The sequence below is a fragment of the Thermanaeromonas toyohensis ToBE genome (genome assembly GCF_900176005.1).
Lineage (GTDB): Bacteria > Bacillota > DSM-521 > Neomoorellales > Neomoorellaceae > Thermanaeromonas > Thermanaeromonas toyohensis.
In genome coordinates, this window is record NZ_LT838272.1 from 659,943 (window position 1) to 686,266 (window position 26,324).

Annotated in this window: 24 protein-coding genes; all 24 read left to right on the forward strand. The window is 49.3% G+C overall.

All coding sequences use genetic code 11. The features are described 5' to 3' along the window. Positions 1-34 precede the first annotated feature (34 nt). Positions 35-1,168, forward strand: coding sequence for a trans-sulfuration enzyme family protein (locus tag B9A14_RS03175; RefSeq protein WP_084663942.1), 1,134 nt, complete (start codon positions 35-37; stop codon positions 1,166-1,168). A 23-nt stretch (positions 1,169-1,191) separates the two neighbouring features. Beyond that, positions 1,192-2,361 (forward strand): trans-sulfuration enzyme family protein, encoded by a 1,170-nt coding sequence (locus B9A14_RS03180; RefSeq protein WP_084663944.1) that lies wholly within the window; start codon positions 1,192-1,194, stop codon positions 2,359-2,361. Between the two features lie 101 nt (positions 2,362-2,462). After that, positions 2,463-3,581: a phosphate ABC transporter substrate-binding protein PstS gene (gene pstS / locus B9A14_RS03185; protein ID WP_084663946.1), complete on the forward strand. Its 1,119-nt coding sequence runs from the start codon at positions 2,463-2,465 to the stop codon at positions 3,579-3,581. A gap of 163 nt (positions 3,582-3,744) precedes the next feature. Continuing rightward, complete coding sequence (pstC, locus tag B9A14_RS03190; RefSeq protein ID WP_084663948.1) at positions 3,745-4,668, forward strand: phosphate ABC transporter permease subunit PstC; 924 nt, start codon at positions 3,745-3,747, stop codon at positions 4,666-4,668. Positions 4,669-4,709: 41 nt separating this feature from the next. Further along, a complete protein-coding gene (gene pstA, locus B9A14_RS03195) occupies positions 4,710-5,513 on the forward strand; it encodes a phosphate ABC transporter permease PstA (RefSeq protein WP_197686557.1) in 804 nt (267 codons plus the stop codon). A 4-nt stretch (positions 5,514-5,517) separates the two neighbouring features. Then, positions 5,518-6,276 carry a phosphate ABC transporter ATP-binding protein PstB gene (pstB, locus tag B9A14_RS03200; protein WP_084663952.1) on the forward strand — a complete coding sequence of 253 codons (759 nt, stop codon included), beginning with the start codon at positions 5,518-5,520 and terminating at the stop codon, positions 6,274-6,276. A gap of 145 nt (positions 6,277-6,421) precedes the next feature. Beyond that, complete coding sequence (locus tag B9A14_RS16915) at positions 6,422-6,592, forward strand: hypothetical protein (protein WP_157109763.1); 171 nt, start codon at positions 6,422-6,424, stop codon at positions 6,590-6,592. A 110-nt stretch (positions 6,593-6,702) separates the two neighbouring features. Next, the gene (locus B9A14_RS03205) at positions 6,703-8,796 is read left to right on the forward strand and encodes a sigma-54-dependent Fis family transcriptional regulator (protein WP_084663954.1); all 2,094 of its coding nucleotides are present in this window, start codon (positions 6,703-6,705) and stop codon (positions 8,794-8,796) included. A 252-nt stretch (positions 8,797-9,048) separates the two neighbouring features. Next, on the forward strand, positions 9,049-10,101 hold the full coding sequence (locus tag B9A14_RS03210; RefSeq protein WP_084663956.1) for a uroporphyrinogen decarboxylase family protein: 1,053 nt from the start codon (positions 9,049-9,051) through the stop codon (positions 10,099-10,101). Between the two features lie 37 nt (positions 10,102-10,138). After that, positions 10,139-10,777 (forward strand): cobalamin B12-binding domain-containing protein, encoded by a 639-nt coding sequence (locus B9A14_RS03215; protein ID WP_084663958.1) that lies wholly within the window; start codon positions 10,139-10,141, stop codon positions 10,775-10,777. Position 10,778: 1 nt separating this feature from the next. Next, positions 10,779-11,630 (forward strand): dihydropteroate synthase, encoded by an 852-nt coding sequence (locus B9A14_RS03220; RefSeq protein WP_084663960.1) that lies wholly within the window; start codon positions 10,779-10,781, stop codon positions 11,628-11,630. A 129-nt stretch (positions 11,631-11,759) separates the two neighbouring features. After that, positions 11,760-13,040 carry an IS110 family RNA-guided transposase gene (locus B9A14_RS03225; RefSeq protein ID WP_084663962.1) on the forward strand — a complete coding sequence of 427 codons (1,281 nt, stop codon included), beginning with the start codon at positions 11,760-11,762 and terminating at the stop codon, positions 13,038-13,040. A 333-nt stretch (positions 13,041-13,373) separates the two neighbouring features. Further along, positions 13,374-15,011 (forward strand): sodium:solute symporter family protein, encoded by a 1,638-nt coding sequence (locus B9A14_RS03230; protein WP_084663964.1) that lies wholly within the window; start codon positions 13,374-13,376, stop codon positions 15,009-15,011. A gap of 43 nt (positions 15,012-15,054) precedes the next feature. Then, entirely contained in the window at positions 15,055-15,465 is a 411-nt protein-coding gene (locus B9A14_RS03235) for a 4Fe-4S dicluster domain-containing protein (RefSeq protein ID WP_084663966.1), read from the forward strand. Between the two features lie 18 nt (positions 15,466-15,483). Next, complete coding sequence (locus tag B9A14_RS03240) at positions 15,484-16,857, forward strand: hypothetical protein (RefSeq protein ID WP_084663968.1); 1,374 nt, start codon at positions 15,484-15,486, stop codon at positions 16,855-16,857. Further along, on the forward strand, positions 16,845-18,152 hold the full coding sequence (locus B9A14_RS03245) for an NAD(P)/FAD-dependent oxidoreductase (protein WP_172839018.1): 1,308 nt from the start codon (positions 16,845-16,847) through the stop codon (positions 18,150-18,152). The genes B9A14_RS03240 and B9A14_RS03245 overlap by 13 nt, the downstream gene beginning before the upstream one ends. After that, positions 18,073-20,175 carry a molybdopterin-containing oxidoreductase family protein gene (locus tag B9A14_RS03250; protein WP_084663972.1) on the forward strand — a complete coding sequence of 701 codons (2,103 nt, stop codon included), beginning with the start codon at positions 18,073-18,075 and terminating at the stop codon, positions 20,173-20,175. The genes B9A14_RS03245 and B9A14_RS03250 overlap by 80 nt, the downstream gene beginning before the upstream one ends. Before the next feature lie 11 nt (positions 20,176-20,186). After that, positions 20,187-20,723 carry a 4Fe-4S dicluster domain-containing protein gene (locus B9A14_RS03255; protein WP_231967990.1) on the forward strand — a complete coding sequence of 179 codons (537 nt, stop codon included), beginning with the start codon at positions 20,187-20,189 and terminating at the stop codon, positions 20,721-20,723. Further along, positions 20,701-21,351 carry a flavodoxin family protein gene (locus tag B9A14_RS03260; RefSeq protein WP_084663976.1) on the forward strand — a complete coding sequence of 217 codons (651 nt, stop codon included), beginning with the start codon at positions 20,701-20,703 and terminating at the stop codon, positions 21,349-21,351. The genes B9A14_RS03255 and B9A14_RS03260 overlap by 23 nt, the downstream gene beginning before the upstream one ends. A gap of 43 nt (positions 21,352-21,394) precedes the next feature. Further along, entirely contained in the window at positions 21,395-22,486 is a 1,092-nt protein-coding gene (queG, locus tag B9A14_RS03265) for a tRNA epoxyqueuosine(34) reductase QueG (protein ID WP_269456772.1), read from the forward strand. Between the two features lie 150 nt (positions 22,487-22,636). Further along, positions 22,637-23,080 carry an RrF2 family transcriptional regulator gene (locus B9A14_RS03270; RefSeq protein ID WP_084663980.1) on the forward strand — a complete coding sequence of 148 codons (444 nt, stop codon included), beginning with the start codon at positions 22,637-22,639 and terminating at the stop codon, positions 23,078-23,080. A gap of 171 nt (positions 23,081-23,251) precedes the next feature. Beyond that, on the forward strand, positions 23,252-24,622 hold the full coding sequence (locus B9A14_RS03275; RefSeq protein WP_084663982.1) for a cytochrome ubiquinol oxidase subunit I: 1,371 nt from the start codon (positions 23,252-23,254) through the stop codon (positions 24,620-24,622). 44 nt (positions 24,623-24,666) lie between these two features. Then, on the forward strand, positions 24,667-25,677 hold the full coding sequence (cydB, locus tag B9A14_RS03280) for a cytochrome d ubiquinol oxidase subunit II (RefSeq protein ID WP_084663984.1): 1,011 nt from the start codon (positions 24,667-24,669) through the stop codon (positions 25,675-25,677). Between the two features lie 72 nt (positions 25,678-25,749). Further along, positions 25,750-26,322, forward strand: a complete 573-nt coding sequence (locus B9A14_RS03285; RefSeq protein ID WP_084663986.1) for a spore coat protein — start codon at positions 25,750-25,752, stop codon at positions 26,320-26,322. The last annotated feature ends 2 nt before the right edge of the window (positions 26,323-26,324 follow it).

Consider the following 26,324-nt stretch of genomic DNA (forward strand, 5'->3'; position numbering starts at 1 on the left):
TCGATGTATATGTAAGGGAAAGGGGGCTAGCCACATGCAGCTTAATACTCTTCTTGTGCAGATAGGTGTAGGGGTAGATACCACTACGGGCTCCATCAGCATGCCTATCTACCAAACGGCCACCTTCCGCCACCCGGCCCTGGGGCAAAGCACTGGCTTTGATTACAGCCGGACGAATAATCCCACCCGGAAGGTTTTGGAAGATGGCCTAGCTATTCTAGAAGGAGGCTGCCGGGGCCTGGCCTTTGCCTCCGGTATGGCGGCTATCACCGCTATCCTTTATCTGTTTCGGCCTGGAGACCATCTCTTGGTATGTGAGGACCTTTATGGAGGGACTTATCGACTCCTAAACCACGTAGCTGTAAACTATGGTCTAAAGTTTTCGCTGGTAGACACTACGGACTTGAAAGCGGTGAAGGAGGCTATCCAAGATAATACTAAGGCCATTTTCTTAGAGACACCGACCAACCCTTTGATGAAGATAACTGATATTGCGGCCATAGCAGCTCTAGCCAAGGAACACGGGTTGTTAACAATTGTAGACAATACTTTTATGACGCCCTACCTTCAGCGTCCCCTGGAGCTGGGAGCTGATCTCGTGGTTCATAGTGCTACTAAGTACTTAGGGGGACATAATGATGTAGTTTTAGGAGCAGTAGTTTCTTCCCGGGAGGATCTAGCGGAAAGGCTGGCCTTTATTCAAAATACTGTAGGAGCTGTCCCAGGGCCCCAGGACTGTTGGCTGGTTATCCGGGGTTTGAAGACCTTGGCGGTAAGGTTAGATAGGGCCCAGGCTAATGCCTTTTATCTGGCTCGCTGGCTGGCCAGCCATCCTTTAGTGACTAAAGTATACTACCCTGGCCTTCCCGATCATCCTGGCCATGAGGTAGTCTTGCGCCAGGCCCGGGGCTTTGGAGCTATGCTATCCTTTGAGGTAGCCCGGCATGAATTGGTGGAACAAATACTTAGCCGGGTTAAGGTTATCTCCTTTGCCGAAAGCTTGGGTGGGGTGGAAAGCCTCATCACCTTTCCCGAGCGGCAAACCCATGCGGAAATCCCTGAGGAATTAAGACGCAAGATAGGCATAAATGACCGGTTACTGCGCTTGTCGGTAGGGCTGGAGGACCCCAGCGATCTCCAGGCCGACTTAGAGCAGGCTTTAGGGTAAGTAAAGGAAAGGGTTGAACTTGGATGAAGTTAGGAACGCGGTTGATCCACAACAAATGGGCCCAAGACCCTTATACTGGCGGGGTTAGTATTCCTATCCACCAGAGCGTCATATTTGCCCAGGAAAGCTTGGAAGAAGTAGGCGAATATGAGTACACCCGAACGGGCAACCCCACCCGGAAGGCTTTGGAGGAGACCATTGCCGAGTTGGAAGGTGGGAGATACGGGTTTGCCTTCGCTTCTGGTATGGCAGCTATAACGGCCGCCTTGTGCCTTTTCTCCGCCGGTGATCACTTACTGGTTTCTCAGGATATTTATGGTGGGACCTATCGAGCCCTGACCAGGGTGTTCAGCCGCTTCGGCCTGGAGATAACCTTCGTGGATACTACGGATCCTGACCAGGTGGCGGCCAACATCAAAGGTAACACCAGAGGATTGTACCTGGAGACCCCTTCTAACCCCCTGATGAAGATTACCGACTTACGGACGATGGCAGCCCTTGCTAAGGCAAGAGGTCTCATAACTATTGCCGACAACACCTTCATGACGCCCTACTGGCAACGGCCTTTGGAGCTGGGGATAGACGTGGTAGTCCATAGCGCCACCAAATACTTAGGGGGTCACAGCGACTGCCTAGCCGGGCTGGTGATAACCCAGGATGCCCGCCTGGCCCGGGAACTGGGGATAGTGCAGAACACCTTGGGTGCCGTTTTGGCTCCCCATGAATGTTGGCTTATTTTGCGGGGAATTAAAACCTTAAAGGTGCGTTTAGAGCAACAGGAGCGTACGGCGTCGTACTTGGCAGGATGGCTGGCTGGGTTACCAGAAGTGAAGTCGGTGTATTATCCCGGCTTGCTTAAACATCCCGGCCGGGAAATCCACTTCCGGCAGGCTAGCGGTGCCGGGGGGGTGCTTTCTTTTCGCTTGGCTAATGCAGAATTAGCTCGCCGGGTAATAAACAATGTACGCCTTCCGGTGATCGGATCAAGCTTGGGGGCGGTGGAGAGTATTATTTCCCTACCGGCCACCATGTCCCACGCCAGCCTCCCGGAGGATCTAAAAGAGCGTTTGGGGATAACTGTTGACTTAGTGCGGCTTTCAGTGGGGTTGGAGGAGGCTGAGGATCTCAAGAAAGATTTAGAAAGGGCTCTGAGGGAATTAAATCGGTTTAACATAACTTTAACCCTGGAGTAATTAAGTATTAACATAAACACTGTATAATGAACCCTGGTAGGCTAAACCTGCCAGGGAAAATTGTTTTTATAATCTAGAATTTAAGGAGGAAATAGGCTAATATGCAACTTAACTTTAAGGATAGGGGCTGGCGTAAAAGGTTTATTGTAGGAGTTATTGTAGTAACGCTAGCCCTGGGCTTAGTCGGGTGTGGTTCCCCCAAACAGGAAGGAAAGGCTACACCTGACCAGGCTGGGCAGCAAGCTTATGTGAGTCTTAACGGAGCCGGAGCTTCCTTTCCTTATCCTCTTTACAGTAAATGGATACAAGAATATAAGAAACTCAATCCTCAAGTAATCATTGACTATCAATCCATAGGGAGTAGCGGCGGAATCAATAATATCTTGCAAGAAACAGTAGATTTTGGGGCCAGCGATGCTCCCATGAAGGATGAACAGCTAGCTAAAGCCCCTAGACCTATAATTCACATCCCTACAGTTGCTGGAGCCGTAGTAATTACCTATAATTTAGAAGGAATAAAAAGCGGCTTGAAACTTACCCCAGAAGTGATTGCCGATATCTTTTTAGGCAACATTAAAAAGTGGAACGATAGCAGAATTACCTCCCTTAACCCTGATCTCCAGCTTCCCGACAAGGAAATAGTTGTTGCCCACCGTTCTGATGGTAGTGGTACTACTAACATTTTTACTGATTACTTGAGCAAGGTTAGTCCTACTTGGAAGGAAAAAGTAGGAAGCGGAACTTCAGTCCAGTGGCCGGTAGGTATTGGAGCCAAGGGTAACGAAGGTGTAGCAGGTACTATAAAACAGACACCAGGTGCCATAGGATATGTCGAGCTAGCCTATGCAGTGCAGAACAAGTTACCTTACGCCTTAATTAAGAACAAGGCTGGTAAGTTTGTAGAACCCACCTTAGATACCACCACGGCAGCCGCGGCCGGTGCAGTAGCTAATATGCCCGAAGATATGCGGGTATCTATAACGGATCCCCCAGGTGATAACGCCTATCCCATCGCCGGCTACACGTATATTTTGGCATATAAAGACCAGAAGGATAAACTTAAAGGTGAAGCCCTGGCCAAGTTCCTGTGGTGGGCCATCCATGACGGCCAAAAATATGCTAAAGATCTACTTTATGCCCCCCTACCTGAGAATGTCGTAAAGATGGCTGAAGTTAAGATAAGACAGATGAATTATCAAGGTACACCATTTATTAAGTAAAGGCTTGAGGTGGAAATAAAATGGCTATATAAGGGGATATTCCGGGGTTTTCCTCGGAGATCCCCTTTTTTAAAACGCATTTCTTGCGCTCGCCCGAATCTTTTTATGCTATAATAGAACCTGTCGATTGAAAGTATTAACGCTTCCTGCTGGAGGCTTTTTGATGAATAAAGGGAAAGACACTTTTTTCCTCCAAATAACTCGTCTAGCTGCTTTAAGCATCGTATTTATAATCGGTGTTATGGCTTATGAGTTGTTCCGCGGTTCGGAGTTGGCCTTCAGTCGTTTTGGGTTAGGGTTTCTTACAGGCTCTGAATGGGATCCTGTACACGGTAAATTTGGAAGCTGGCCTTTGATCTATGGCACCTTAGTTTCCTCCCTGGTGGCCTTGGCCCTGGCTGTACCTTTAAGTTTAGGCGCAGCTATTTTCCTTGCCGAATTGGCTCCTCCCTGGCTCCGGGAACCCCTTTCCTTTTTAGTGGAACTTCTGGCTGCTATTCCTAGCGTGGTGTACGGGCTGTGGGGGCTTTTTGTATTAGTACCCTGGTTGCGAGCTACGGTACAGCCTTTGTTGGGCAAAACCTTGGGATTTATACCTTTGTTTCAGGGACCGCCTTTGGGGGTAGGGATGCTAGCAGCGGGAATGGTGCTGGCCATTATGATCCTTCCTATTATCACTGCGGTTTCACGCGAAGTTTTACTGGCTGTACCCCAATCCCAACGGGAGGCCATGTTAGCCTTAGGAGCCACCCGCTGGGAAACTATTCGCCGGGCTGTCCTGCCCTATGGACGTTCGGGAATCATAGGAGCTATTATTTTGGGTTTAGGCCGAGCCCTGGGCGAGACTATGGCGGTGACCATGGTGATTGGAAATAAGCCCCAGGTTTCGGCCTCTTTGTTTGAACTCGGTCAAACTATAGCCAGCGTGATAGCCAATGAATTTAGTGAGGGCTTTGATGAGCTACACTTGTCAGCCTTAATCGCCTCAGCTTTGCTCCTCTTTATGACTACTTTGAGTGTAAATATTATCGCCCGTCTTTTGGTTTGGAAGGTGAGCAATGTGCCTCAAGGAGTGAGCCGAGAATAATGGTAAGCCGGAAGTTTAAGCGGAAATGGTGGAACCGGTTCATGCTTTCCCTTACAATACTGGCCACTGGTATAGCCCTGGTACCCCTGGCCAGCATTTTGGTATATGTGGCCCTTAAAGGCTTACCTGCCTTGAATTGGGAATTTTTCACCCAGCTTCCTAAAGCGGTGGGAGAGCCTGGGGGTGGGCTGGCCAACGCCATTTTAGGCACTATTATCCTTGTTTTATTGGCTGCTGGTATAGCTTTACCTTTGGGTATTCTTACCGGTATTTACCTAGCAGAGTTTGGGAAAGATCGCGTGGCCTTTATTGTCCGTTTCCTGTGCGATGTCTTGACCGGCGTTCCTTCCATCATCGTTGGTATTGTAGTCTATAGCACCGTAGTTTTAACTATGAAGCGCTTTTCAGCCCTGGCAGGCGGTATAGCCTTGGCCATAATTATGCTACCGTTGGTGGCCAGGTCTACTGAGGAAATGTTAAGACTTGTACCGCATAGCCTGCGGGAAGCCTCCTTAGCTTTGGGTGCTACCCAGGGCCGTACTATCCGGAGCGTAGTGCTGCGCAGCGCCTTGGGCGGGATAGTGACTGGGGCCATGTTGGCTATAGCCCGGGTGTCCGGGGAAACAGCACCTTTATTGTTTACAGCCCTCAATAGCCGGTACTGGCCTACAGGCTTGGATGAGCGTATAGCTTCCCTGCCGGTATATATCTTTACGTACTCCACTACACCCTACGAAGACCTGCATCGCCTAGCCTGGGGGGCAGCTTTAGTACTGGTAACCATGGTTTTAGGGACCAGTGTAGCAGCAAGGCTTGCGGCCAAGAAGGTTAACGGGGGGAAATAAGCCCTTGTCAGTTAAGATAAAGGTAGAGAATTTAAATGCTTGGTATGGCCGGAACCATGTGTTAAAGGATATTAATATAGAAATAAAAGCCAATAAAATCACGGCTATTATTGGACCTTCAGGATGTGGTAAGTCTACTTTCATCCGCTGCTTGAACCGGCTACATGAAGTCGTACCTGGGGCTCAAGTTAAGGGGCATGTTTGGGTGGATGGGCAGGATCTATATGCTCTTGGAGTGGATCCTACTGAGGTGCGGCACCGTATTGGAATGGTGTTCCAAAAACCAAATCCCTTTCCAACTATGTCTATTTTTGAAAATGTAGCTGTCGGTGTCCGGATACACGGATTAAAACCGGGGGTTAAACTAGAAGAGATAGTGGAGCGTAGCCTACGCATGGCCGCACTATGGGAGGAGGTTTCTGATAGGCTTTATACTTCAGGAGTTAGCCTTTCAGGAGGGCAACAGCAACGCCTTTGCATTGCCCGAGCCTTGGCTGTAGAGCCCGAAGTCTTGCTTCTGGATGAACCTTGTGCTTCTTTAGATCCTATATCTACTTTAAAAATCGAAGATCTCCTGGTGGAACTTAAGAAAAATTATACCATAGTGATCGTAACCCATAACATGCAACAAGCAGCTCGTGTCTCGGATTATACTGCCTTCCTGCTCGACGGTGAACTAGTGGAGTATGGTCCTACACCGGAGATTTTTACCCGGCCGCAGGACAAGCGCACAGAGGATTACATTACTGGTCGCTTTGGTTAAAAAGAATTAGGGCTGGATGTATAGGCCTAAAGACGAGGAAGGATAAACGATGGGCTAGTAGAGGAGGTTTATTTGTAAGTTATAGCCGAGGAGGATGGAAGGCATAATAAGGTGGAAGGTATAAACTAAAAGGGGGAAAAGGAAAATGGCCGGGCCTATATCAGGGGCAGATAATGCACCCTTAAGTTTCCGATGCAGCCGCTGCGGGAATACTTTTTCTATAGAACCTAAAGGTGAAGCTATTTGCCCTGTTTGCGGTTTTAACTGTGGCGTAGGCGGATGTAAAATACTGGAATCCTCGGATGAAGGATACTAGCAAGTCGGGAAATTGTAGCGTAAAGCTGATCCCCAGGGATCAGCATTTATTTTTTCTATGTCCCCATAACGTACAAATTTCGTTATAATTAAAAAGCAGGGGGTGTGGATATGTTAGTTAAGCAAGTTATGTATCGGGATCCCCAGGTCCTTACTACGAGTAGTACTTTGGCTGATGCTGCAGCCATATATCTACGTGGAGAAGTCAATTGTGCCCCTATATTGGATGAAAAGGGCCAGGTGGTGGGTATTATTACAGTAGCGGAACTCCTCAAGGCCCTCCAGGAAGGTAAGGATTTCACTACACCAGTAGTAGAAGTTATGGACCGGAATCTAGTAGGAATTCCAGAGGATATCCCCTTCGAAGCAGTCTCTGATCTCCCTTTAGAACGCCTCCTGGTAATAAACCGGGAGCAAAAGCTTACAGGTATACTTACCAGGATTCGCCTCATAAGGCAAGTTTATCAGGCCCTGCAAGAGACAGAAAACCAATTGCGGGCTATTTTACAAGCAGCACCCAACGGGATATTAGCTACGGATAAAGTAGGGAAGATAATTCATGTTAATGAAGCTGCAAGAAGGATCCTTGATTTAACCCAAGAAGAGATTTACGGACAGGCTATAGGAGATATACTTCCTAACTTTAACCCAGAAGAAGTTTTATTCCATGGTCACACAGTTGCTGGACGGCGGATAACTATACGTCATACTGTGGCTTTGCTTACTGCTAATCCTATTCTCCATCGTGGGGAAATAGTGGGTGCGGTGATATCTCTCCAGGATATATCTGATCTGGAGGCTGCTTATAGTGAATTGGAGACGGTTAAGGCTTTGAATCAAGAGCTCACTAATATTATTGAATCTTCTTACGATGCCATTATGGTAATAGATCAGCGAGGTAAGGTATTACGGGTCAATAGCAGTTATGAACGTATTTTTGGCATCTCCCCAACTAAGATAATAGGACATCGCCTGACGGAAATAGAAGACTATTGTACCAAGGTTTGGCAGGATGTACTAGATGCTGTCCTTCAGGAAGGTCAGCCGGTAAGCCGTAAATTGAGGACACCGGCAGGGAAAGAAATACTATTAACTGGGAATCCAGTTGTTACTGATGAAGTAGGTATAAGGCGGGTAGTTATCAATATCAGGGATATGACAGAGCTTACCCAGCTCCAGGCTGAACTTGAACAGAACCGTGAAGAGATGGCCAGATTATTCCAAGAAGTTAAGGAATTACGTGCGCGCCTGTTCAGCGAGGAAGGGGTAGTCTTTAAGGATGAACGTATGCAACGGGTGGTAGAACAGGCCTTGCTAGTAGCCAAGGTTGATTCTACTGTCCTTATCACAGGGGAATCCGGGGTGGGAAAGGAAGTTATTGCCAAGATTATACACAAAAACAGCCCGCGGGCTAAAGGACCTTTTATACAGGTTAACTGCGGAGCCATCCCGGAGACATTATTAGAATCTGAATTGTTTGGCTATGAGCCCGGGACTTTTACGGGCGCAAGCCGGGAAGGGAAAATAGGACTTTTGGAACTAGCTAATGGGGGAACTTTGCTGCTAGATGAAATAGGGGAACTGCCCCTTAACCTACAAGTTAAACTATTACGCGTATTACAAGACCAGCAGGTATTCCGCTTAGGGGGGCGAAAACCTATACAATTAGATGTGCGCATAATAGCTGCCACAAACCGGGATTTAAAAGAGATGGTTCAGGCCAAGACTTTTCGAGAAGATCTCTTTTATCGTTTAAATGTAGTACCCCTTGAGATACCTCCTTTACGCGAGCGCCGAGGAGATATCGTTCCCCTAGCTCACTTATTTCTAGAAAAGTTTAACCGGAAATACGGGTTTAAGAAAAAGCTCCATGAAGAAGTATTTTTAACCTTAGAGAATTATAGCTGGCCGGGAAACGTACGAGAGCTAGAGAACCTTATTGAAAGGTTAGTGGTTACTACCCAAGAAAATATAATTACGTGTAAACATTTGCCTCCCCATATATGTGACAGCCAGGGAGGTACCGGGGCGTTACATTTTAATGTTCGAGATGTTATACCTTTAAAAGATGCGACAGAGATGGTGGAGAAAGCTTTAATCAGCCGCGCCTTGGAACGGTACGGTAGTTTGCGCCGGGCGGGGAGTCAATTAGGGGTAACCCATTCTACTCTTTTACGTAAAGCCCGCCAATATGGCCTGCTTTAAGTCTTTCTGGTATCCCGGTACGTTTTTATACCAGGCGGTGCAGAAATGTACCGCTTTTTTATTGAATTGCAGAAGTATAAGCCCGAAAGGTGGTACACTTTTGTACCAAAGCTTCAGCCGAAAAGCTTGGAAACTCGATTTTCCTAGGTGTGGCATGTTTTTTGCTTTATATAAATAAAAGGCAGTATACTTTAAAGGATTAAAACTTGAAGGGGGAACCGATCGAAAAATTTTTTAGGAGGTGGCCTGGGTTTGGAACTCAAACCTATTAACGCCAAGGTGGGTTTTTATCCCAGCTGGTGGTATAAGAATTACGGTATTTCTTATAACAAGCAGTATTACCATGACCCCGACTATCGGGTGGATGCCTTTCAAAAGCAACAAAAAATCCTTTATGAGAGGTTCGGCGATGTAGGTCTAGGTAAGCCTGACCCCCAGCCGGAACCTTTTGTGGACTACGGGATGGTATTGCTACCGGCAGTATTTGGGTGCGAGATCAAGTTCTTTGATGATGCTATCCCCTGGGCTATGCCGCTCAATCTCTCGGAAAAAGAGATTTTTGAACTTAAGGTTCCGGATATCCTTAATACCTATCCCATGACTGATATAATCAAGCAGATGGATTATTTGGAGAATAAGTATGGGCGAGTTACAGGTAGTATCAATACTACTGGGGTATTAAACCTAGGCTTAAAGATCCGAGGAGACCAACTTTATCTTGATTTTTATGAGAATCCCGACCTGGTTCACCATCTATTTAATATTTGTACCGAGGCTATAATACAGCTAGCCCAATATGTAAAGAGCCGGACTGGGATGCTGGCCCCGGCCGTAACTCCCATGGCACCGCCAGAAATGTATGTGTTACCTGACTGTACCGTAGTACAGATTTCCCGGGAGGTTTTTGAAGAATTCGTGTTACCTTACGAAAACAGGCTATCGGCGGTCTTACGTCCCTTTGGTATTCACCACTGCGGGAAAGCTGACCATATGCTGGAGGGATATGCTAAAGTACAGAACCTGGAATTTCTCGAAGTAGGGCCGATGACCAACCTAAAAAGACTACGGGAACTCATGCCTAACATACATGTAAACGCCCGTATAGATCCCGTGCGCATGCTAAACTGCACCTCAGAAGAGATCGCGGAAGACGTAAAACGCATTATAGATACCGGGGCTCCTTATGATAAGCTCTCCATCGACGCTGTGGGCTGCGATTATGGTACGCCTGATGAAAATGTGCGGGCCATGCTTAAGACGGCGCGGGATTATTCTCTGGAGCGTATGGCTGCCTTGCAACAATAAGGAAAGTTTTTCCTAAAATTTAAGGGAGGTATGGAAATTGGCTATTTTAGAGGAAATCAAAAATGCTATCATCACGTATAAGCCACCGCTAGTCAAACAATATTGCCAGCAGGCCCTTGAACAAGGGTATAAGCCTGAAGAGATATTAGAGCAGGGCCTTATAGCAGGCATGAACGTGATAGGAGAAAAATTTAAGCGCAATGAGATTTTTGTGCCTGAGGTTCTTATAGCGGCCAAGGCTACCCATGCAGGGTTGGATGTTTTAAAGCCCTTGCTCTCAGCCTCTCAAACTAATACCCGAGGAAAGGTAGTAATTGGGACGGTGAAGGATGACTACCATGACATTGGTAAAAACCTGGTGGCTATGATGCTAGAAGGGGCAGGCTTTAAAGTCATCGACCTGGGCATGGATGTGGCGCCGGAGAAATTTATAGCTGCGGCCAAAGAGCATGAAGCAGATATAGTGGCTATGTCTTGCTTGATAACTTCTACCCTAAACTGGGTAGAGGCCACCATAAAAGCTTTCCAGGAAGCAGGCTTGAGGGATAAGGTAAAGATTATGGTGGGTGGTGGCGCAGTTCTGGAGGATTATGCCAGGGAAATCGGCGCTGACGGTTACGGCAAAAATGCCAGCGAAGCAGTTGATGTAGCTAAATCTTTGCTGAAGGTGAGCTAACATGGCTGTGATCCTTTCGCGCGGAGAAAAACAAGTGAAAATAGAGATTGGTGCACCCACGGTAATAATAGGCGAGCGTATAAACCCTACCGGTCGCAAAAAGATGATCGAAGCACTAAGGGAGCGAAACTTTGAGTTAATAAAGGAGGAAGCCTTAAACCAGGTAAAGGCTGGGGCCGATGTATTAGATGTAAATGTGGGGGCTGCGGGAATAGATGAAGAAAAGATGCTTCCCGAAGTAGTACGTGTGGTAATGGAGGTAGTAGATGTTCCGCTATGCCTAGATTCTGGTAAACCCGAAGCCCTGGCCGCTGCCTTAAAAGTTTACCAGGGGCGAGCTTTAGTTAACTCAGTTACCGGGGAAGAAACCTCCCTCAATAAAGTCCTACCAGTAGTTAAGGAGTACGGCGCTGCCGTTGTAGGCCTTTGCATGGATGAAAAGGGCATCCCCCCAGATGCAGCTAGCCGGCTGGCTGTGGCAGAGCGGATAATGGAAAAAGCAGTATCCTATGGGCTGGGAGAAAATGATGTAGTTATTGATTGCGTGGCCATGACAGTGGGCGCTGACCAGAAGGCAGCTCTTGTTACCTTAGAAGCCATGCGCCTAGTAGCCGAAAAGCTAAAAGTAAATCTTATTTTAGGGGCGAGCAATGTATCCCATGGCCTGCCGGACAGAAAGTCCATAAACTTAGCCTTTTTTGCCCAGGCGGTTGCTGCGGGAGCTACTGCCCTCATTGTGGACCCCACGGTACCTGGGGTGCGGCGGACCATCCGGGCTGCAGATCTTCTGGCTGGGCGGGATGAATGGGCTATGCGGTATCTGGAAGATTACCGTTCTTTCCCTGAGGGTTAATTTGGCGCCTATTAAACTTAAAAAGTAAGCATTCCTGTAATGATTTAGGATAGCCGTTGCCAATAAGAAAGCCTCCTGGTAGAAAGGAATTGAACGACAAAACCTCAGATACCAGGAGGCGAGCAAGCGATGCAAAAGGCCGAAAAGAAAGCCTTAGTTTATGGCAACGTGCTGATCGTGGGAGTGGATGTAGCTAAGAAAAACCATTACGCCCGGATATATAACAGCATGGGTATCGACGTAGTAAAACCGTTCTACTTTCATAATAGCAGAGAAGGTTTCTGCCGTCTACTAGGGAAAATAAGCGAAGCCAAGGAGAAAGAGAAGGCGGAACGTATCATTATAGGCATGGAACCCACAGGACACTACTGGAAACCTCTAGCCTATTTCCTAAAAGAGGCAGGTTACACTGTAGTAATTGTAAATCCTTATCACGTTAAAAACAGCAAAGAGATGGAAGACAATAGCCAAGACAAGAACGACCGCAAGGATGCAGGCCTTATAGCCCAACTGGTAAAAGAGGGCAAATTCTTGCACTGCATTTTACCGGAAGGGATATATGCAGAACTGAGGACCCTTTATATTACCCGGCAGCAGGAACACAAAAAACTTAACGCTGCCCTCTGCCAGCTTAAAGCCATAGTAGATGAATATTTTCCCGAGCTAATGGAAGTATTTAAGAGTCTTTTAGGCAAGGCAGCCCAGTGGGTCTTAAGGAACTGTCCCTTTCCTAAGGACATATTAAGCCTAAAGTTAGAAGAACTAGAAGAAGGGCTAAAACAAGCCTCGAACAGTAGAGTAGGGATAAAGAGGGCTCTTGCTCTAAGGCAAGCAGCAGAAAAGAGCATAGGTGTTAAAGAAGGGCTAGAAGGGGCTAAAGTCAAACTTCAAGCCTGCTTGGAAGAAATCGAGTTTTACCAAGGTCAAATAAGGAAGACAGAGGAAGCCATGGGGCGATACCTAGAGGAGACAGGTTTAGCGAATTATCTTTTAAGCATTCCTGGGGTAGGGGTAGTAACAGCGGCAGGCTTTTTAGGGGAGATAGGTGACCCAGCGAAATACCAGCACTGGAGACAGATACGGAAACTAGCTGGTTATAACCTAACGGCCCAGAAATCGGGGAAGAAACAGAAGGCCAAGACCACCATATCCAAGAGGGGTCGGCCGGGGCTAAGGAATCTACTTTACCAGGTGAGCCTTATTCTAGTGGCTAAGAACAAAGAATTTAAAGCGCTATATCATTATTTCTTAAAGAGGCCGGAAAATCCTTTAACGAGGAAGCAGGCTCTAGTAGCTGTGGCTTTAAAGCTAGTGCGGGTGATGTTTACCCTTATTACCCAGAAGAAGGAATATGATGCCAGCAAAGTATTAGGGAAATACCGGGAAGAACAACTAAAGAAAGTAGCTTAAAGAGCTAGGGAGGTTTTGGGTGGGGGAAGCCAAATCCCTCCATAAGGGCATAGACCCTGTAATTAAGTAAAGGCAGGCCCCACCCGCCCCCTTAAGGCAGGACGAAGGAATGAAAGGGCAAGACCCTGCGAGAAATGATAGGGTAGCCTGGGGGCGAATTTTAAGGTGAGGGTCCACCCAAAACCTTAGGATAAAAAATACTCAAAAATACCCATGGTAATTTTTAACCCTTCTCTCTCGTTTCTTAGATGGAGGATGAAAAACTTGAAAATCTAAGAGAGCGAGAGATAGAGGGAGATTTAAGCAAAAAATTGAGATAGGAGGGTTAGAACTTTGAACAGCTATGCCCTGTGGATCTTAATTATGGCCCTCATATATACCGCTGTCCTCATTATAAGCGGAAATGTGGCTAGAAAGCGGGCGGCTAGTGGCGAGGGCTTCTGGGTGGGCGGCCGGCAATTTAAGCCCTGGATGGTGGCGGTATGCATCACCGGGCTTTTCTCCGGCTCCACCTATATAGCTGTGCTAGAGCTTTCTTACCTTAAAGGCATCTCGGCTGGCTGGTACGGTGTGGCCGAATTGCTTCACGTTCTCATCATCGCTTTGTTCCTACTAGTACCTCTCCGGAAGATGGCCATGGTTACGGTATCAGGCCTCATAGGCGATCATTTTGGTCGTCTAGCCAAAGGGATAGCGGGGATTATTACTGCTTTTACCTTTCCTATGTGGTCCACGGCTAATGCCATTGCCTTTGCTTCTGCCTTGACAGCCTTTACTAGCTTGCCTCTTCCAGTGACTGTGGCCTTTTCTGCTATCCTCCTACTTATATACTTGCAGGCAGGAGGTATGTGGTCTATAGTATTCACCCAAACGGCTAATAACATAGCTTTTACTCTAATGTTTATAATTGGATTAATAGCCTTCTTTATTAAACCAGGATGGGCAGGAATAATCCAACTTGCTACCACTAAACCTGAGATGTTTAGCTTAACAGGGGTGGGTCTCCAGACTATCCTCGCCTGGTTTGGCACATTTTTAATTAATACTGTTGTAGCTCAAGCTGCCTTCCAGATGGCCCTTTCTTGCCGGACACCCGAAGAAGGGCGGCGTGGGCTTTTTTGGGCTGTAGGTTTTAACGTAATTTTTATCATCTTAGGTATCCTCTTTGGGCTGGCGGCAGCCGTCGTTAACCCCGGAGGCACCCGGGGTCTCATAGCCTTGCCCCAGTACCTAGGACAGGTTTTACCCGCTCCCCTGGTAGGTATTTTCTTCATGGGCATCTGGGCCTGCGCTCTAGGGTGGGGAGCTCCTTGCCAGTTCAGCGGCGCAACTAGTCTAGGTCGAGATGTGACTTCAGCTATAAATCCGGCCATTTCAGATAAACAGATGGTACTATATACCAAGCTTTCCCTGGTACTGCTTACTTGCCTGATGATCATTTTTGGCTCTTTACGCGGGGAACAGGCAGCATGGTGGAATGTACTAGCTTGGACAGCTAGGAACGGGGCTACCTTCGCTCCAGCTGTGGCCGCCCTTTTATGGCCTTTGGCTACTCGCCGGGCCGCGGTGGTAGCTATGATAACCGGATTTTTAAGCGGTATTTGTTGGTACCACCTAGGCCACTGGGATCCGGTCAAATTTTACCTTAATGTACACCCGGTATGGGTGGGTATGAGCTTTAATGTAGGTACCCTGCTATTGGTGACCCTTATAGAAAAGGCCGGGCAATACACCTTTATCCAGGAAGCAAGCCCTGTGCGTAGGACTACCGGGTATTTCGCTTTGGGCGCCATTATAGTCTTAGCCTTTATCCTTGTAAGCCAGTTTGCCTGGCTTCATAGCAAGGGCCTTTCAGGCATGGTATTTTTCTTAATTATTATAGGCTTCTATGTGGCAGCTATAACCTTGCTCCAGCCCAAAGATGTACCGGCGCAGCGGGAGCCGGGCGGGGAAAAGCTGGCGGAAGCCTGAAAGCGCCCTTTTCACCCCTTACCCCTTAAGGATGTGCTTAAAAATGAAAAAACAAATATTCCATCGCCCGGAACGCTGTCTTTTTTGCTTGAGCTGTGAGCTGGCTTGTGCTGCTACCCAGAAAAAGGCCAGGCGGGAAGAACTCCCCGCCTGGCCACGACTTAAAGCGGGGCACCTTTGTAGCCATTGTCAGGATGCACCCTGTGTGCGCGGCTGTACCAGTGGAGCCATGCATTTTGATGAGAGGGGATATGTAATCTCCGACTCCGAAAAGTGCGTTGGCTGCTGGATGTGCATAGCTTTATGCCCGCAAGGAGCAGTAATACCCCGGCCGGATGGCGAACGCAAAGTTTGGAAATGTGACGGCTGCCAAGACCGGGGTACTATACCTGCTTGCACTGCTGCCTGTCCGACGGGCGCCCTGGTATGGTCCGAAAGTCCGTGGGAAATTTAAAGCAAGGGGAAGATAGGCGTGAAGAAAGATATTTTGCTGGCCGAACCCTGCTACCAACTGGAAGAGAAACGATGCGGTTTTGGCCGCCTGGGGTTATGTTGCATCGCCTGTCCTGCTGGCCCCTGCCGGATAGATCCTTTTGGCTATGGAGCAAACTTAACGGGATGTGGACTGGGAAAAGAAGCTTTACAGGCTAAAGCCCTCCTGGCTAAGATCTTGGCCGGGGCAAGCTTAAGTCTACAAGAGCGAGCAGGCCTTGAGGAAGAAACGCAAGCTCTTACCTGGCCAGCGGACAGGATAAAAGTATGGGAGAAGCTTAAATTAGTCTCTAGTGACCCCTTTTACGAATTGAGTGAGGCCGCGCGGGTAGCTCTTAATCCGGCCGGCTGGCAGGCTTTTGAGTTAGAGATGCAAGCTATGAGGCTTACCTTGGCTGTTATAAGCGGTGGGATTCCTATACCCCAGGACAATTGGGGCTTACGGGAAGCTGGTCTAGGTGCGTTATACCCTTCAGGCCCTTGTGTAGTGATAGATGCTAGCAACCTTAAGCTAGCCCGGGAAATGGATATAGCGGCTAGAAAAGAAAAAGTTAAGTTAGTAGCCGGCGGGAGGGGAGCCGATTATCTTTCCTGGTGGCTTGGGCTTCCCCTTTTAGGCGGAAAAGAAGAATTACGGCAAGCCATAAAAATGGGGCTGGTAGATGTAGTGGTGACCGAAGATGCCCTGCTTTTAGGTCGGCCTTTTAAGTTTTTAGGAAGCCCAGTAGTTTTCCTAAATGCCCAACAAGAGAGGGAAGCGGCCAAAATCATAGCTAGCGCTAAAAATGCTTTTAGCCGCCGGGAACCTTACGAAAGTCCAGAAAAAGGAGAAACCTGGCGCTTCCATAGCGGTTGGCGAGAGGGCTGGGGAGAGGCCCTGCTAAAAATAATAAGCCGCCGCAAGTTCAAGGGAGTGGCCTTCCTCCTGGCTTGCTCTGGTGAAGGAGCAGAGGACCTTGCGCGCCGGCTTAGGGAAGAAAACTACTTGGTGCTTGCCGCAGGATGTGGGATAGCTAGGCTAATAAAGGCAGGACTAATGAGTGAGATAAGTATGGAGGAGGCGGCTGGGCTCCTGGACGTAGGGCAAGCCGTGCCACCGCTTTGGCACCTAGGCGGCTGCCAGGCTATATCTAATGGTTTAAACCTTTTGGCGGCCCTGTCTATGCCTATCCTGGTAGCTTTGAACGGTCTGGGCTGCAATCGTGCTTATGTAAGCCTCGCCTTAAGCGTAGCTTATGGGGCCAGGATACTAGCTCCGGGCAAGAGCCCCTTTAGCGAGAAAACCCTAAAACTTTTTGATGCCGCCTGGGAAGGCCTAGAAGCGACGGAGGTGGACCTTCCTTGCGGTATGTAATTATTGGCAACAGCGCAGCAGGCACTTTTGCCGCCGAAGCGTTGCGAGCTTTAGATCCGGAAGCCAAGATAACTATGATCTCCCGGGAGGAGGGGCCGCCTTACTCCCGTTGTCTTTTACCCTATTACCTGGAAGGAGCCATAAGTGAAGAGGGGCTATACATACGGCCGCCGGGCTTTTATGAGGTCCTAGGGATCGAGGCTTATTTAGGGCGGGAGGCTGTACAAATCCACCCGGGGCTTAAGAAGGTTTTCCTGGATGACGGCCGGGAGATAATCTACGATCGTCTCCTGTTAGCCACTGGAGCTGAACCCCGCCTTCCTCCTATTCCTGGCCGGGAGCTTTTTGGGGTATTCACCTTCCGGCATCTGGAAGATGCCCGTAAACTTCGCCAGCAAGCCCTAAAGTCGCGCCGGGCAGTGGTAGTAGGCGGCGGGCTGGTAGGGGTGGAGGTGGCTGCCGCTTTAAGGGGTTTAGGTCTAGAAGTAACCCTGGTGGAATTTCTCCCCCACCTCTTGCCCCAGGCTTTAGATGAAAGGGGGAGCAGTCTAGTCCAGAAGGCCTTGGCAAGCCACGGGATTGAAGTGATACTCGAGCGCCAGGTGGCGGCTATTTTAGGGGAGGACGAGGTAAAAGCTGCCCTTTTAAACGACGGCCGCCTTATCCCGTGCGATCTGGTTGTAGTGGCTGTGGGGGTCAGGGCGGCAATAGATCTGCTTTCTCCCTGGGGAGCGGAAGTAAATTTAGGCTTGGTAGTAAACGACTTCCTTCAGACCAGCCTCCCCGGCATATATGCAGCGGGGGACGTAGTCGAGCACTACGACCTCGCCCAGGGGAAAAGGGGGGTCACTGCCGTCTGGCCCGCAGCGGCAACCCAAGGCCGGGTGGCGGGATGCAATATGGCCGGGCGAAAGGCTCGCCTGGCAGGGTATATAAATGTAAACACGGCGGAAATCTGTGGGTTACGGATAGCCGCAGCCGGGCTGCCCAAGGCTTTATCTAAGGAAGACCACGAGTATTACTACCTGGATAGAGCTTCCTGCCAGTACCGGAAAATAGTGACCCGGCAGGGAAGGTTAGTAGGGATGATCCTTATAGGCAGAATAGAAGGGGCGGGAATTTTGGCTAACTTTATACTAAAAGGGGAAATAATCGAGGGTTATGAACGGGAAATATTGCATGGCAACTTCTGGGCCAAGGGGAGGAGGTGGTGGTATGCCGGGCTACAACCTGGCCAAGTATTGGCGGCTAACCCATACCTTGCCGAAGGAAAAGAGTATACTTATGCCCTATAGCTTAAAGAAAAGCGTATGCGGCCTGTGCAATGGCGGCTGTGGCCTCCTTATAAAAGTAGACCAGGAGGGGAAAATATGTGCTGTTTACGGGGATCCGGAGAACCCCTGGAACAAGGGCCGCATATGTCCCAAACCCATGGAGGCTGCCCAGTCCTTAAATCATCCCTTAAGGGTACGCCATCCCCTAAAAAAGGAGCGGGGGTTTTACCGCCGGATTACCTGGGAGGAGGCTCTGGATCATATAGCCCCCCAGTGGAAGGAGGCCCGGGAGAAAGGAGGCAACTCGGCGGTAGCGGCTATAATTTCCAAAGTAGGTGGTTCCCACAGCAAATTTGCCTTAAGCGTTTTTGCCGAGCTCACCGGCCTTAACACTTACGGCACGGCCCCGGTCTGCTATGAAAGCGAGCGGAAAGTAAGAATCTCTCTTTTCGGCTCTGCTGCTACCCCCAACCCGCTAAGCGATGTGGTGGAAGCGAGGCTAGTTATCCTTTTAGGTAATAACCTGGCCCAGACTAAAGCCGGTCAGTTCCCCTGGATTAAAGAAGCCCAGCGTAAGGGGACTAAGGTAATTGTTATTGATGTGCGCTATACAGAGACCGCCTGCCAAGCGGATCAGTTTATCCGTGTCCGGCCAGGTACTGATGCTGCCCTGGGCCTGGCGCTTCTCAACTTCATCATTACCAGGGGATATTATGACCGCGAGTTGGTAGAAAAGCATACTTTGGGGTTTGAAGAGCTAGCCCGGGCGGTAGAAGCTTGCACGCCGGAGTGGGCCGCTGCCATAACAGGTGTAGAAGTAGATACTATCCTAGCTTTAGGCCAGGACCTGGCCAATTTAAGGCCGGCCCTCCTCTACCCGGGGCGGGGGGTTTGCTGCGTCAATAACGGCGCCCCTGCCCTGTGGTCTTTTGAAGCACTCATGGCCCTCCTGGGTAACATTGGCAAACCAGGCGGGGGTATAATTTCTCATATAGTAGATTATGGTAAAATGCAAGGCTTGATACCGGAAGGCTTGCGGGCCAAGCCAGAGGTAAAATATACTGCCCAGGAACTTTACCAGGCCATGCTGGAGGGCAAAATTCGAGTATTATATATAGCAGGGAATCCTGCTGCCACCTGGCCTGATAGCAACTTGATGCGCGAAGCCCTGAGGAGGGTACCGCTAGTCATCCACCATACCCTCTTTTTTGATGATACCTCAGCCCAGGCCGATATTATCTTGCCAGCTACCCACTGGCTGGAAGAAGCTGGGGTACAGGCTAGTGTTCACCGGGTTCTTCAGTGGCGGGAGGCGGTAACCCAGCCGCCGCCGGAGGCCAAGCCGGCGGCCGAGTTTTTCCGCCTGCTGGCAGGAAGATTAGGCTTGCCTCTAGAATATTTCCCCACTGATCCAGCCGCAGCCTGGGAGCTAGAACGGCAATATACCCCACAGGTAAGCGGTATAAGCGTGGCTGCCTTGAAAGAGGCCAAGGGAGGCATTAGCTACCCCTGCCGCCAGGGCGAAGCCCCTCAAAGGCGGCTTTATAGCCGGTTAAATTTCGGCACTCCTTCCGGCAAGATCGAACTATACCAGCGCGATCCCAAAGTGCTACCAGCAGCCGTGCCTTCTTACCTGGATCCCCTGCAAGGCCCAGGCAACGACCCGCATTTGAAAAATGAATACCCCTTTTTCTTAAGTACTGCCAAAGTGGCCTATCACTACCATACCCAGAATCAATATAGCTCCTTTGCAGGCCGGGTCGGGAAGCCTTACCTAGAGATAAACGCTGAGCTAGCCCGGGTACTAGGTATAAGAGAAGGGGAAAAGATAGAAGTGGAGACTCGCTTCGGTTCCCTAGCGTTACCAGCCCGACTATCTACCGCCGTGCCGCCGGATTGCTTCTTTACCCAGCCCTATTATAGCGAAGCTGGTACTGGTTTAAAGCCAGCCAATTCGCTATATCCCATAGAGGTGGACCCAGTAGGTGGAAACTTTATCCAGAAGAATTTACAGTGCCGCCTTAAGCGGGACTTGAGGGGGTGAACCCGGTGAAAATGCTAATTGATACCACCCTCTGTATAGAATGCCAGGCCTGCGTTGTGGCTTGCCTACAAGAAAATAGCCGCGAGAATCCCTGGCCGCGCATTAAGGCTTGTACCTCTTTCCCCAAAAACTGTCGGCATTGTGCCGAGCCCGCCTGTACCGCTTTTTGCCCCAGTGGGGCGTTAAAGAAAACAGAGGCAGGAGTTGTCACCTGGGAGGAAGAGCTTTGCCTGGGGTGCAAACTTTGCCTTTCCTTTTGTCCCTTTGGTTCGGTCAACTTTGACCTCGAACGAGGCCAGCCTGTCAAATGTCTCTTTTGTTCGGAGCGCCTGAAAACAGGCCTGGAGCCGGCCTGTACAGCTGTCTGCCCTACTGGAGCGCGGGTATTCGGGGAAGAGGAAGAGATTGAAAAGCTGGCGCGGGATAAAATGGCAGAGTTAAAAGGTAAGGGCAGGAAAGCCATCTTCTTTAATACTGATGCCCACCGGGACGGGATAATCATCTTAATGGAAAGCGAGGAGGAACATGGCTTTAATCTTGGGGTTTAGTGGCAGCCCTATACCTGACAGCAATCTGGATTTTATTATTCAGGAGATCCTCAAAGCTTCTGGCCAGGAGGCGGAATTCATAAAGCTTTCCCGGTATAACCTCCGGCCCTGCCTGGGCTGCCTCCAATGTGCCTCTACCAACGAGTGTATCCAGGCAGATGGCATGAACGAGCTTTTAAAAAAAATAAGAGCGGCCCGGGCTATTGTGGTGGGGGGGTTCCCCACTTTTTTTAGCCTAAACGCCCTGACCAAGACTTTTCTTGAGCGTTGGTACCCCCTTAAACACCGGGTTATGCTCACCCGCGGGAAATTAGGAGTAGTGGTGGCCGGGGGCTTTCGGGACTCTGCCAGAGTAGAAGAATATTTAACTTCCTTCTTTAAGTGGTATCATATAGAGGTGATAGGGAGCTTACGGGTTCCGGGCAATGCTCCTTGCCTTTCCTGCGGCTTTGGGGAAGAGTGCACCTATAGCAATGTTCCTTTATTTTACGGGAGCGATAAGATAAAACCGGAGATGTTCTGTACGGCTAGGGAGAACCTGGGGCTGATGGAGAAAGCCCGCAGCTTGGGGCGTGAGTTGGGTAAGAGGACGGGCAATGGACTATACCAGCTAGGCACAAACCAATGATGAAAATTAAATAATGTGTGGGGTGATCTGAGTTATAGCCCTGCTGGAAGCTCTTTTAGGCAAGGCTTCAGAACTAGGCTTTAAAGCGGGAGTTATTGAAGCCAGGGTTGTATTTGAGCGCGGTTTAGCTAGGCTTAAAGAGCGGGAAGAGTACCGGTGGGTGACCCCTTTTGTTTCCGGGAGTTTAGAACAGCGCTGCCGGCCCTTAAGCCTTTATCCCGGGGCGCGGACAGTGATAGCTCTAGCTTATCCCTGGTACTTCCCAGATCCGGCTCCCTGGAAGCCGGGTCAAGGGATAATCGCCATGAGCGCCCGCGGCGAAGATTACCACCGGGTGCTACGGAGACGTCTGGAACCCTTAGTATCTTGGCTCAGAGAGCAAGGAGCTAGGCTAGTAGTTACCCAGGTGGACAATGGCCCGCTCCTGGAACGGGAAGCAGCCTTTTGGGCTGGCCTAGGATATTATGGGTATAACTGTTCCCTGATAGTACCTGGGTGGGGTTCCTGGGTGGCCCTAGGGTTGATAGTAACAGATTTAGAAATCGAACCCACTCCTTACCAGGAGGAAAGGCGGTGTAAGGAGTGTGGACAGTGTTTTGCCGCTTGTCCCTCAGGGGCCCTAATCGGGCCTTACATTTTGAATCCCAGCCGATGCCTTTCCTACCTCACCCAGAAGAGAGGTTTTTTACCCAGGGAGGTAAGGAGTCTCCTAGGTGCGCGGTTGTATGGATGTGATACGTGTCAGGAAGTATGTCCAGAAAATGAAGGTTTATCAAGGGAGCAAGCCCAGTTGGCTAAACCTTTCCCTTTTCCGGATTTAGTTAATGTTTTGCAATTAGATAATCACTCGTTTAAGGAACAGTTTGGTGCTACAGCCCTGGCCTGGAGGGGGAAAGGGGTATTAAAGCGTAACGCGCTTATAGCCTTAGGTAATAGTGGGTATGCTACGGAAGAGGCTATCAAGATCATGGAGCAATTCTTAAGCTCTCCCTCGGCTATCCTCCGGGCCCATGCTGCCTGGGCTTTAGGACAGCTTAAAGTACCCCATTCCCATCTAGCCTTGGAAATGGCCCTCCAGAAAGAACAAGACCCTATGGTTCGCCAGGAACTCGAGAAAGCCTTGTTTAGTTATTGACAGCAGCCAGGGCAGGTGTTACTATGTTGGTAGAAAGTATACTATTACGGTATACTTTACCGGACGGGCCTTAGGGTCCCGGGGCCTTGGGAAGGTTGTTTTACCAAGGCCGAGAGAATAGCGTTGTCCAAAGGGAAGGGTGAATAAAATATCCGCTTAACTCAAGCCACGGACTATGCCTTAAGGGCAACTTTGTACCTGGCCAGGATAGAAGTAGGAGAGGTGGTAGATGCGGAAACCATTGCCCGGGAAGAAGCCATCCCCTTAAGATTTCTCCTTAAGATCTTTCGCTCCTTGATAAAGGCTAAACTCGTAGAAGCCGTAAGGGGAGCAAAGGGGGGGTATCGCTTAGCTCGACCGCCAGATAAAATAACCCTTTTGGATGTGATACAGGCTGTAGAAGGTCCGGTAGAAATCAATCGGTGCTTAGTAGATCCTGAATATTGTTCTAAAAAATGGGCTAATTTTTGTCCTGTGCATGAAACCCTCTCTACGGTGCAAAAGGTAGTAAACGAACTTTTAGATTCAATTTCCCTGGCCGAGCTAGTTCACAAAAGTAAACGTGATACCCGAGATACTAAAGAAGTTATATAAGCACGGTCATTAAGGATGCTATTTTAAGCACAATTATATTAAAAGTAAAACTTTGGTTGATATGAGCTTTTTAGACTGATTTTTATTGAGTTCTTTAGATTAAGGAGACTTTATTTTCACCCTAAAAGTATACTTAATTAGTATACTTTTAGCCTAGGGAGGTAAAGAATTATGAATACCCTTACCCTCTCCCGCATTCAGTTTGCCTTGACCTCAGCCTTTCATTTCCTTTATGTTCCCCTCACCATCGGGCTAGCGGTGCTTATCGCTATAATGGAGTACCGTTATTGGCGAACCCAGAATCCTGTTTGGGATGAGATGGCTCGCTTTTGGACCAAGCTATTGGCTATAAACTTTGCCATCGGCGTAGCTAGCGGTATAACTTTAGAATTTCAATTCGGAACCAATTGGGCCAATTATTCTCGCTTTGTAGGTGATATATTTGGAGCCCCCCTGGCGGCGGAAGGGGTTTTTGCCTTTTTCCTGGAGTCTACATTCATCGGCTTGCTCCTCTTCGGAAGGGATCGCGTTTCCCCCTTTATGCGCTTTTTTGCAGCTTTGATGGTGGCCCTGGGCACCAATCTCTCTGCTTTCTGGATTCTGGCCGCCAATTCCTGGCAGCAGACTCCGGCTGGGTATCAAATAGAGGGCGGCCGGGCCGTGTTAACTAGCTTTGTGGAGGCAGTCTTCAACCCTTCTACAGTCCCCCGTTTCTTGCACACCATTGCCGCGTCCTATATAACTGCAGCTTTCTTCGTTACGGGTATCAGTGCTTATTACCTTCTCAAAAAGAGAAACGAAGATATGGCGGTACCTTCTCTGAAATTGGCCTTCATTTTCGGGCTCATCTTTACCCTGCTCCAGATCCTGTGGGGCCATAACCATGCCCGGCAAGTAGCGCATACCCAGCCAGTTAAATTGGCAGCCTTTGAAGCCCAGTGGGAAACTAAAGAGGCTGCACCCCTGCTTCTCTTCGCCCTGCCTGATCCGGCCAGCGAAAGGAACACCTTGGAGGTAGGGCTTCCCGGGATGCTAAGCCTACTGGTGCACGGCGATACCCAGGGAACAATCCAGGGTTTAAAAGACTTCCCCCCAGAACTCCGGCCACCCCTAATACCAGTCTTCTTCGCTTACCGGCTTATGGTCCTTTTAGGGCTATATTTGGCTGGAGTAATGCTCTGGGGTGCTTACTTGTGGTTACGCGGTCAGTTTACTACCCGTTCCTCTTTCTTAAAGGTGCTCCTTTACTCTATACCTATACCTTATGTGGCCAGCCAGCTAGGGTGGTTGGCTACCGAGGTAGGCCGGCAACCCTGGATAGTATACGGATTGCTTAAGACCTCGGAAGCAGTCTCTCCTTTACCGGCGGGTCAGGTACTAACTACTTTGGTGGCTTTTACTGTTTTCTACATTATCTTGTTTGGTATTTTCTTGTTCCTTATGTTCCGCGAGGTCAAGGGCTACGGTATGGGCCCGGGGGTTAAGGAGCAATTAAAAGTTGGTGGGATAACTGGAGTGCATGGTTCTTATGGAGTGAGATGAAGGGTACAGAATAAGCCGGAGCACAATAGAAAGGGGGAGCCAGGATGACTTTGAATACCATTTGGTTTATTTTAGTGGTAATCTTGCTGGCCGGCTACGCTGTTTTAGACGGATTCGATTTAGGGGTGGGGATCCTTTATCCCTGGCTAGCTAGGGAGGACAAGGAAAAACGAGTACTTCTTAGCGCCCTGGGACCTTTCTGGGATGGGAACGAAGTGTGGTTGCTTACAGGGGGAGGGGCCCTCTTTGCTGCCTTTCCTTTGGTGTATGCCACGGTTTTCAGTGGCTTTTACTTGGCCTTGATGTTAGTCCTCTTTGCCCTAATCCTGCGGGCTGTGGCCATAGAATACCGCAACAAACTCCTAGAAAAGAAACAAGCCCTGGATGTGGCCTTCTTTCTAGGAAGCCTACTGCCTGCCCTCCTCTTCGGGGTAGCAGTAGGGAATATAGCCAGGGGGATTCCCCTGAATGCAGGGCAAAATTATGCGGGTACTTTCTGGACCCTTCTTAACCCTTATTCTCTTCTCCTGGGGCTGGTGGGCCTAGCCGCCTTTATTCTGCAGGGAGCGACTTACGCCATGGTTAAGACCAAAGGGGAGATTTACCAGCGGGCTCGTACCATCGGCGAGTTGGCCTGGTGGTCCTTGGTAGGCCTGTACCTTTTGGCCACCCTCTATTCCGCCATAGAAGCTAGACACCTTTTTGCCAACTACGCTAAAACCCCGCTTATTTATGTTTTCCCCCTTTTGCTGTGGCTGGGTTTGGGGACAACTTTAAGGGCTTTGCGGCGGGAGAAACCCCTGGCAGCCTTCGTGGGTTCCTCCTTGATTTTGGGTGGTATGGTGGCTACCTTGGCGGCGGGCATGTATCCTAACCTGGTTTTTGCCACCGATCCTGCACTTAATTTAACCATTTATAATGCTTCCTCTTCGCCCCTTACCCTGAAAACCATGTTTATCATAGCGGCGCTAGGGGTACCTTGGGTTCTTTTCTATACCGCTTACGTTTATTACGTATTCCGGGGCAAAGCTGAAGAAATAGAAGAGGGTTATTAAATAATTTTCCTGCTGCCAGGGGATAATAAGGGGTGAAACAGGAACAATAACCCTTGGCAGGAGGAGATCTCTATGACCGCCCATTACGGAGCCCATGAGGTTATGGAGCTCCACGAAGTGTTAACTGATACTATAGATGGCATAAATCAATTTCAGCTGTACCGGCCCCATGTAAAGGATCCCCAGCTCCGCTCCATCCTAGATAAGCAGATCCAGTTTATGACCCAGGAGTACAATAATATGGTGCAGGCTATCAACCAGCGGGGGATAACCCAAGCCATACCTTATAGGGGGCCGCGCCGCTTCAACCCCGTATATGGACTTCACAATCCCTCTCCGCAGGTGCCCAACACGTCCATAGAAGAGATGGACGACCGGGATGTGGCCAGTGGGATGCTGGGATGTCATAAGGCCTCGGCCGCCTTCAGAATGATGGCTTCCCTAGAATGCGCTGATCTGGAACTGCGCCGGATGATCCAGCAAGGGGCCGTCAACTGCGCCGAGCAGGCTTATGAAGTGTGGCAATATATGAACCAGAAAGGCTGGTACCAGGTACCTACTATGAAGGAAACTACTACCAGTACCATGATCAATACTTTTGCCCCTGCTAGTCCAGGGCCCATGAGGTACCAGTACCAGATGTAAGG

Coding starts and splice junctions, on each gene's coding strand:
- B9A14_RS03175 (WP_084663942.1), top strand. CDS start 35: ATGCAGCTTAATACTCTTCTTGTGCAGATAGGTGTAGGGGTAGATACC.
- B9A14_RS03180 (WP_084663944.1), top strand. CDS start 1,192: ATGAAGTTAGGAACGCGGTTGATCCACAACAAATGGGCCCAAGACCCT.
- pstS (WP_084663946.1), top strand. CDS start 2,463: ATGCAACTTAACTTTAAGGATAGGGGCTGGCGTAAAAGGTTTATTGTA.
- pstC (WP_084663948.1), top strand. CDS start 3,745: ATGAATAAAGGGAAAGACACTTTTTTCCTCCAAATAACTCGTCTAGCT.
- pstA (WP_197686557.1), top strand. CDS start 4,710: ATGCTTTCCCTTACAATACTGGCCACTGGTATAGCCCTGGTACCCCTG.
- B9A14_RS16915 (WP_157109763.1), top strand. CDS start 6,422: ATGGCCGGGCCTATATCAGGGGCAGATAATGCACCCTTAAGTTTCCGA.
- B9A14_RS03205 (WP_084663954.1), top strand. CDS start 6,703: ATGTTAGTTAAGCAAGTTATGTATCGGGATCCCCAGGTCCTTACTACG.
- B9A14_RS03220 (WP_084663960.1), top strand. CDS start 10,779: ATGGCTGTGATCCTTTCGCGCGGAGAAAAACAAGTGAAAATAGAGATT.
- B9A14_RS03225 (WP_084663962.1), top strand. CDS start 11,760: ATGCAAAAGGCCGAAAAGAAAGCCTTAGTTTATGGCAACGTGCTGATC.
- B9A14_RS03235 (WP_084663966.1), top strand. CDS start 15,055: ATGAAAAAACAAATATTCCATCGCCCGGAACGCTGTCTTTTTTGCTTG.
- B9A14_RS03250 (WP_084663972.1), top strand. CDS start 18,073: ATGCCGGGCTACAACCTGGCCAAGTATTGGCGGCTAACCCATACCTTG.
- B9A14_RS03255 (WP_231967990.1), top strand. CDS start 20,187: ATGCTAATTGATACCACCCTCTGTATAGAATGCCAGGCCTGCGTTGTG.
- B9A14_RS03260 (WP_084663976.1), top strand. CDS start 20,701: ATGGCTTTAATCTTGGGGTTTAGTGGCAGCCCTATACCTGACAGCAAT.
- B9A14_RS03275 (WP_084663982.1), top strand. CDS start 23,252: ATGAATACCCTTACCCTCTCCCGCATTCAGTTTGCCTTGACCTCAGCC.
- cydB (WP_084663984.1), top strand. CDS start 24,667: ATGACTTTGAATACCATTTGGTTTATTTTAGTGGTAATCTTGCTGGCC.
- B9A14_RS03285 (WP_084663986.1), top strand. CDS start 25,750: ATGACCGCCCATTACGGAGCCCATGAGGTTATGGAGCTCCACGAAGTG.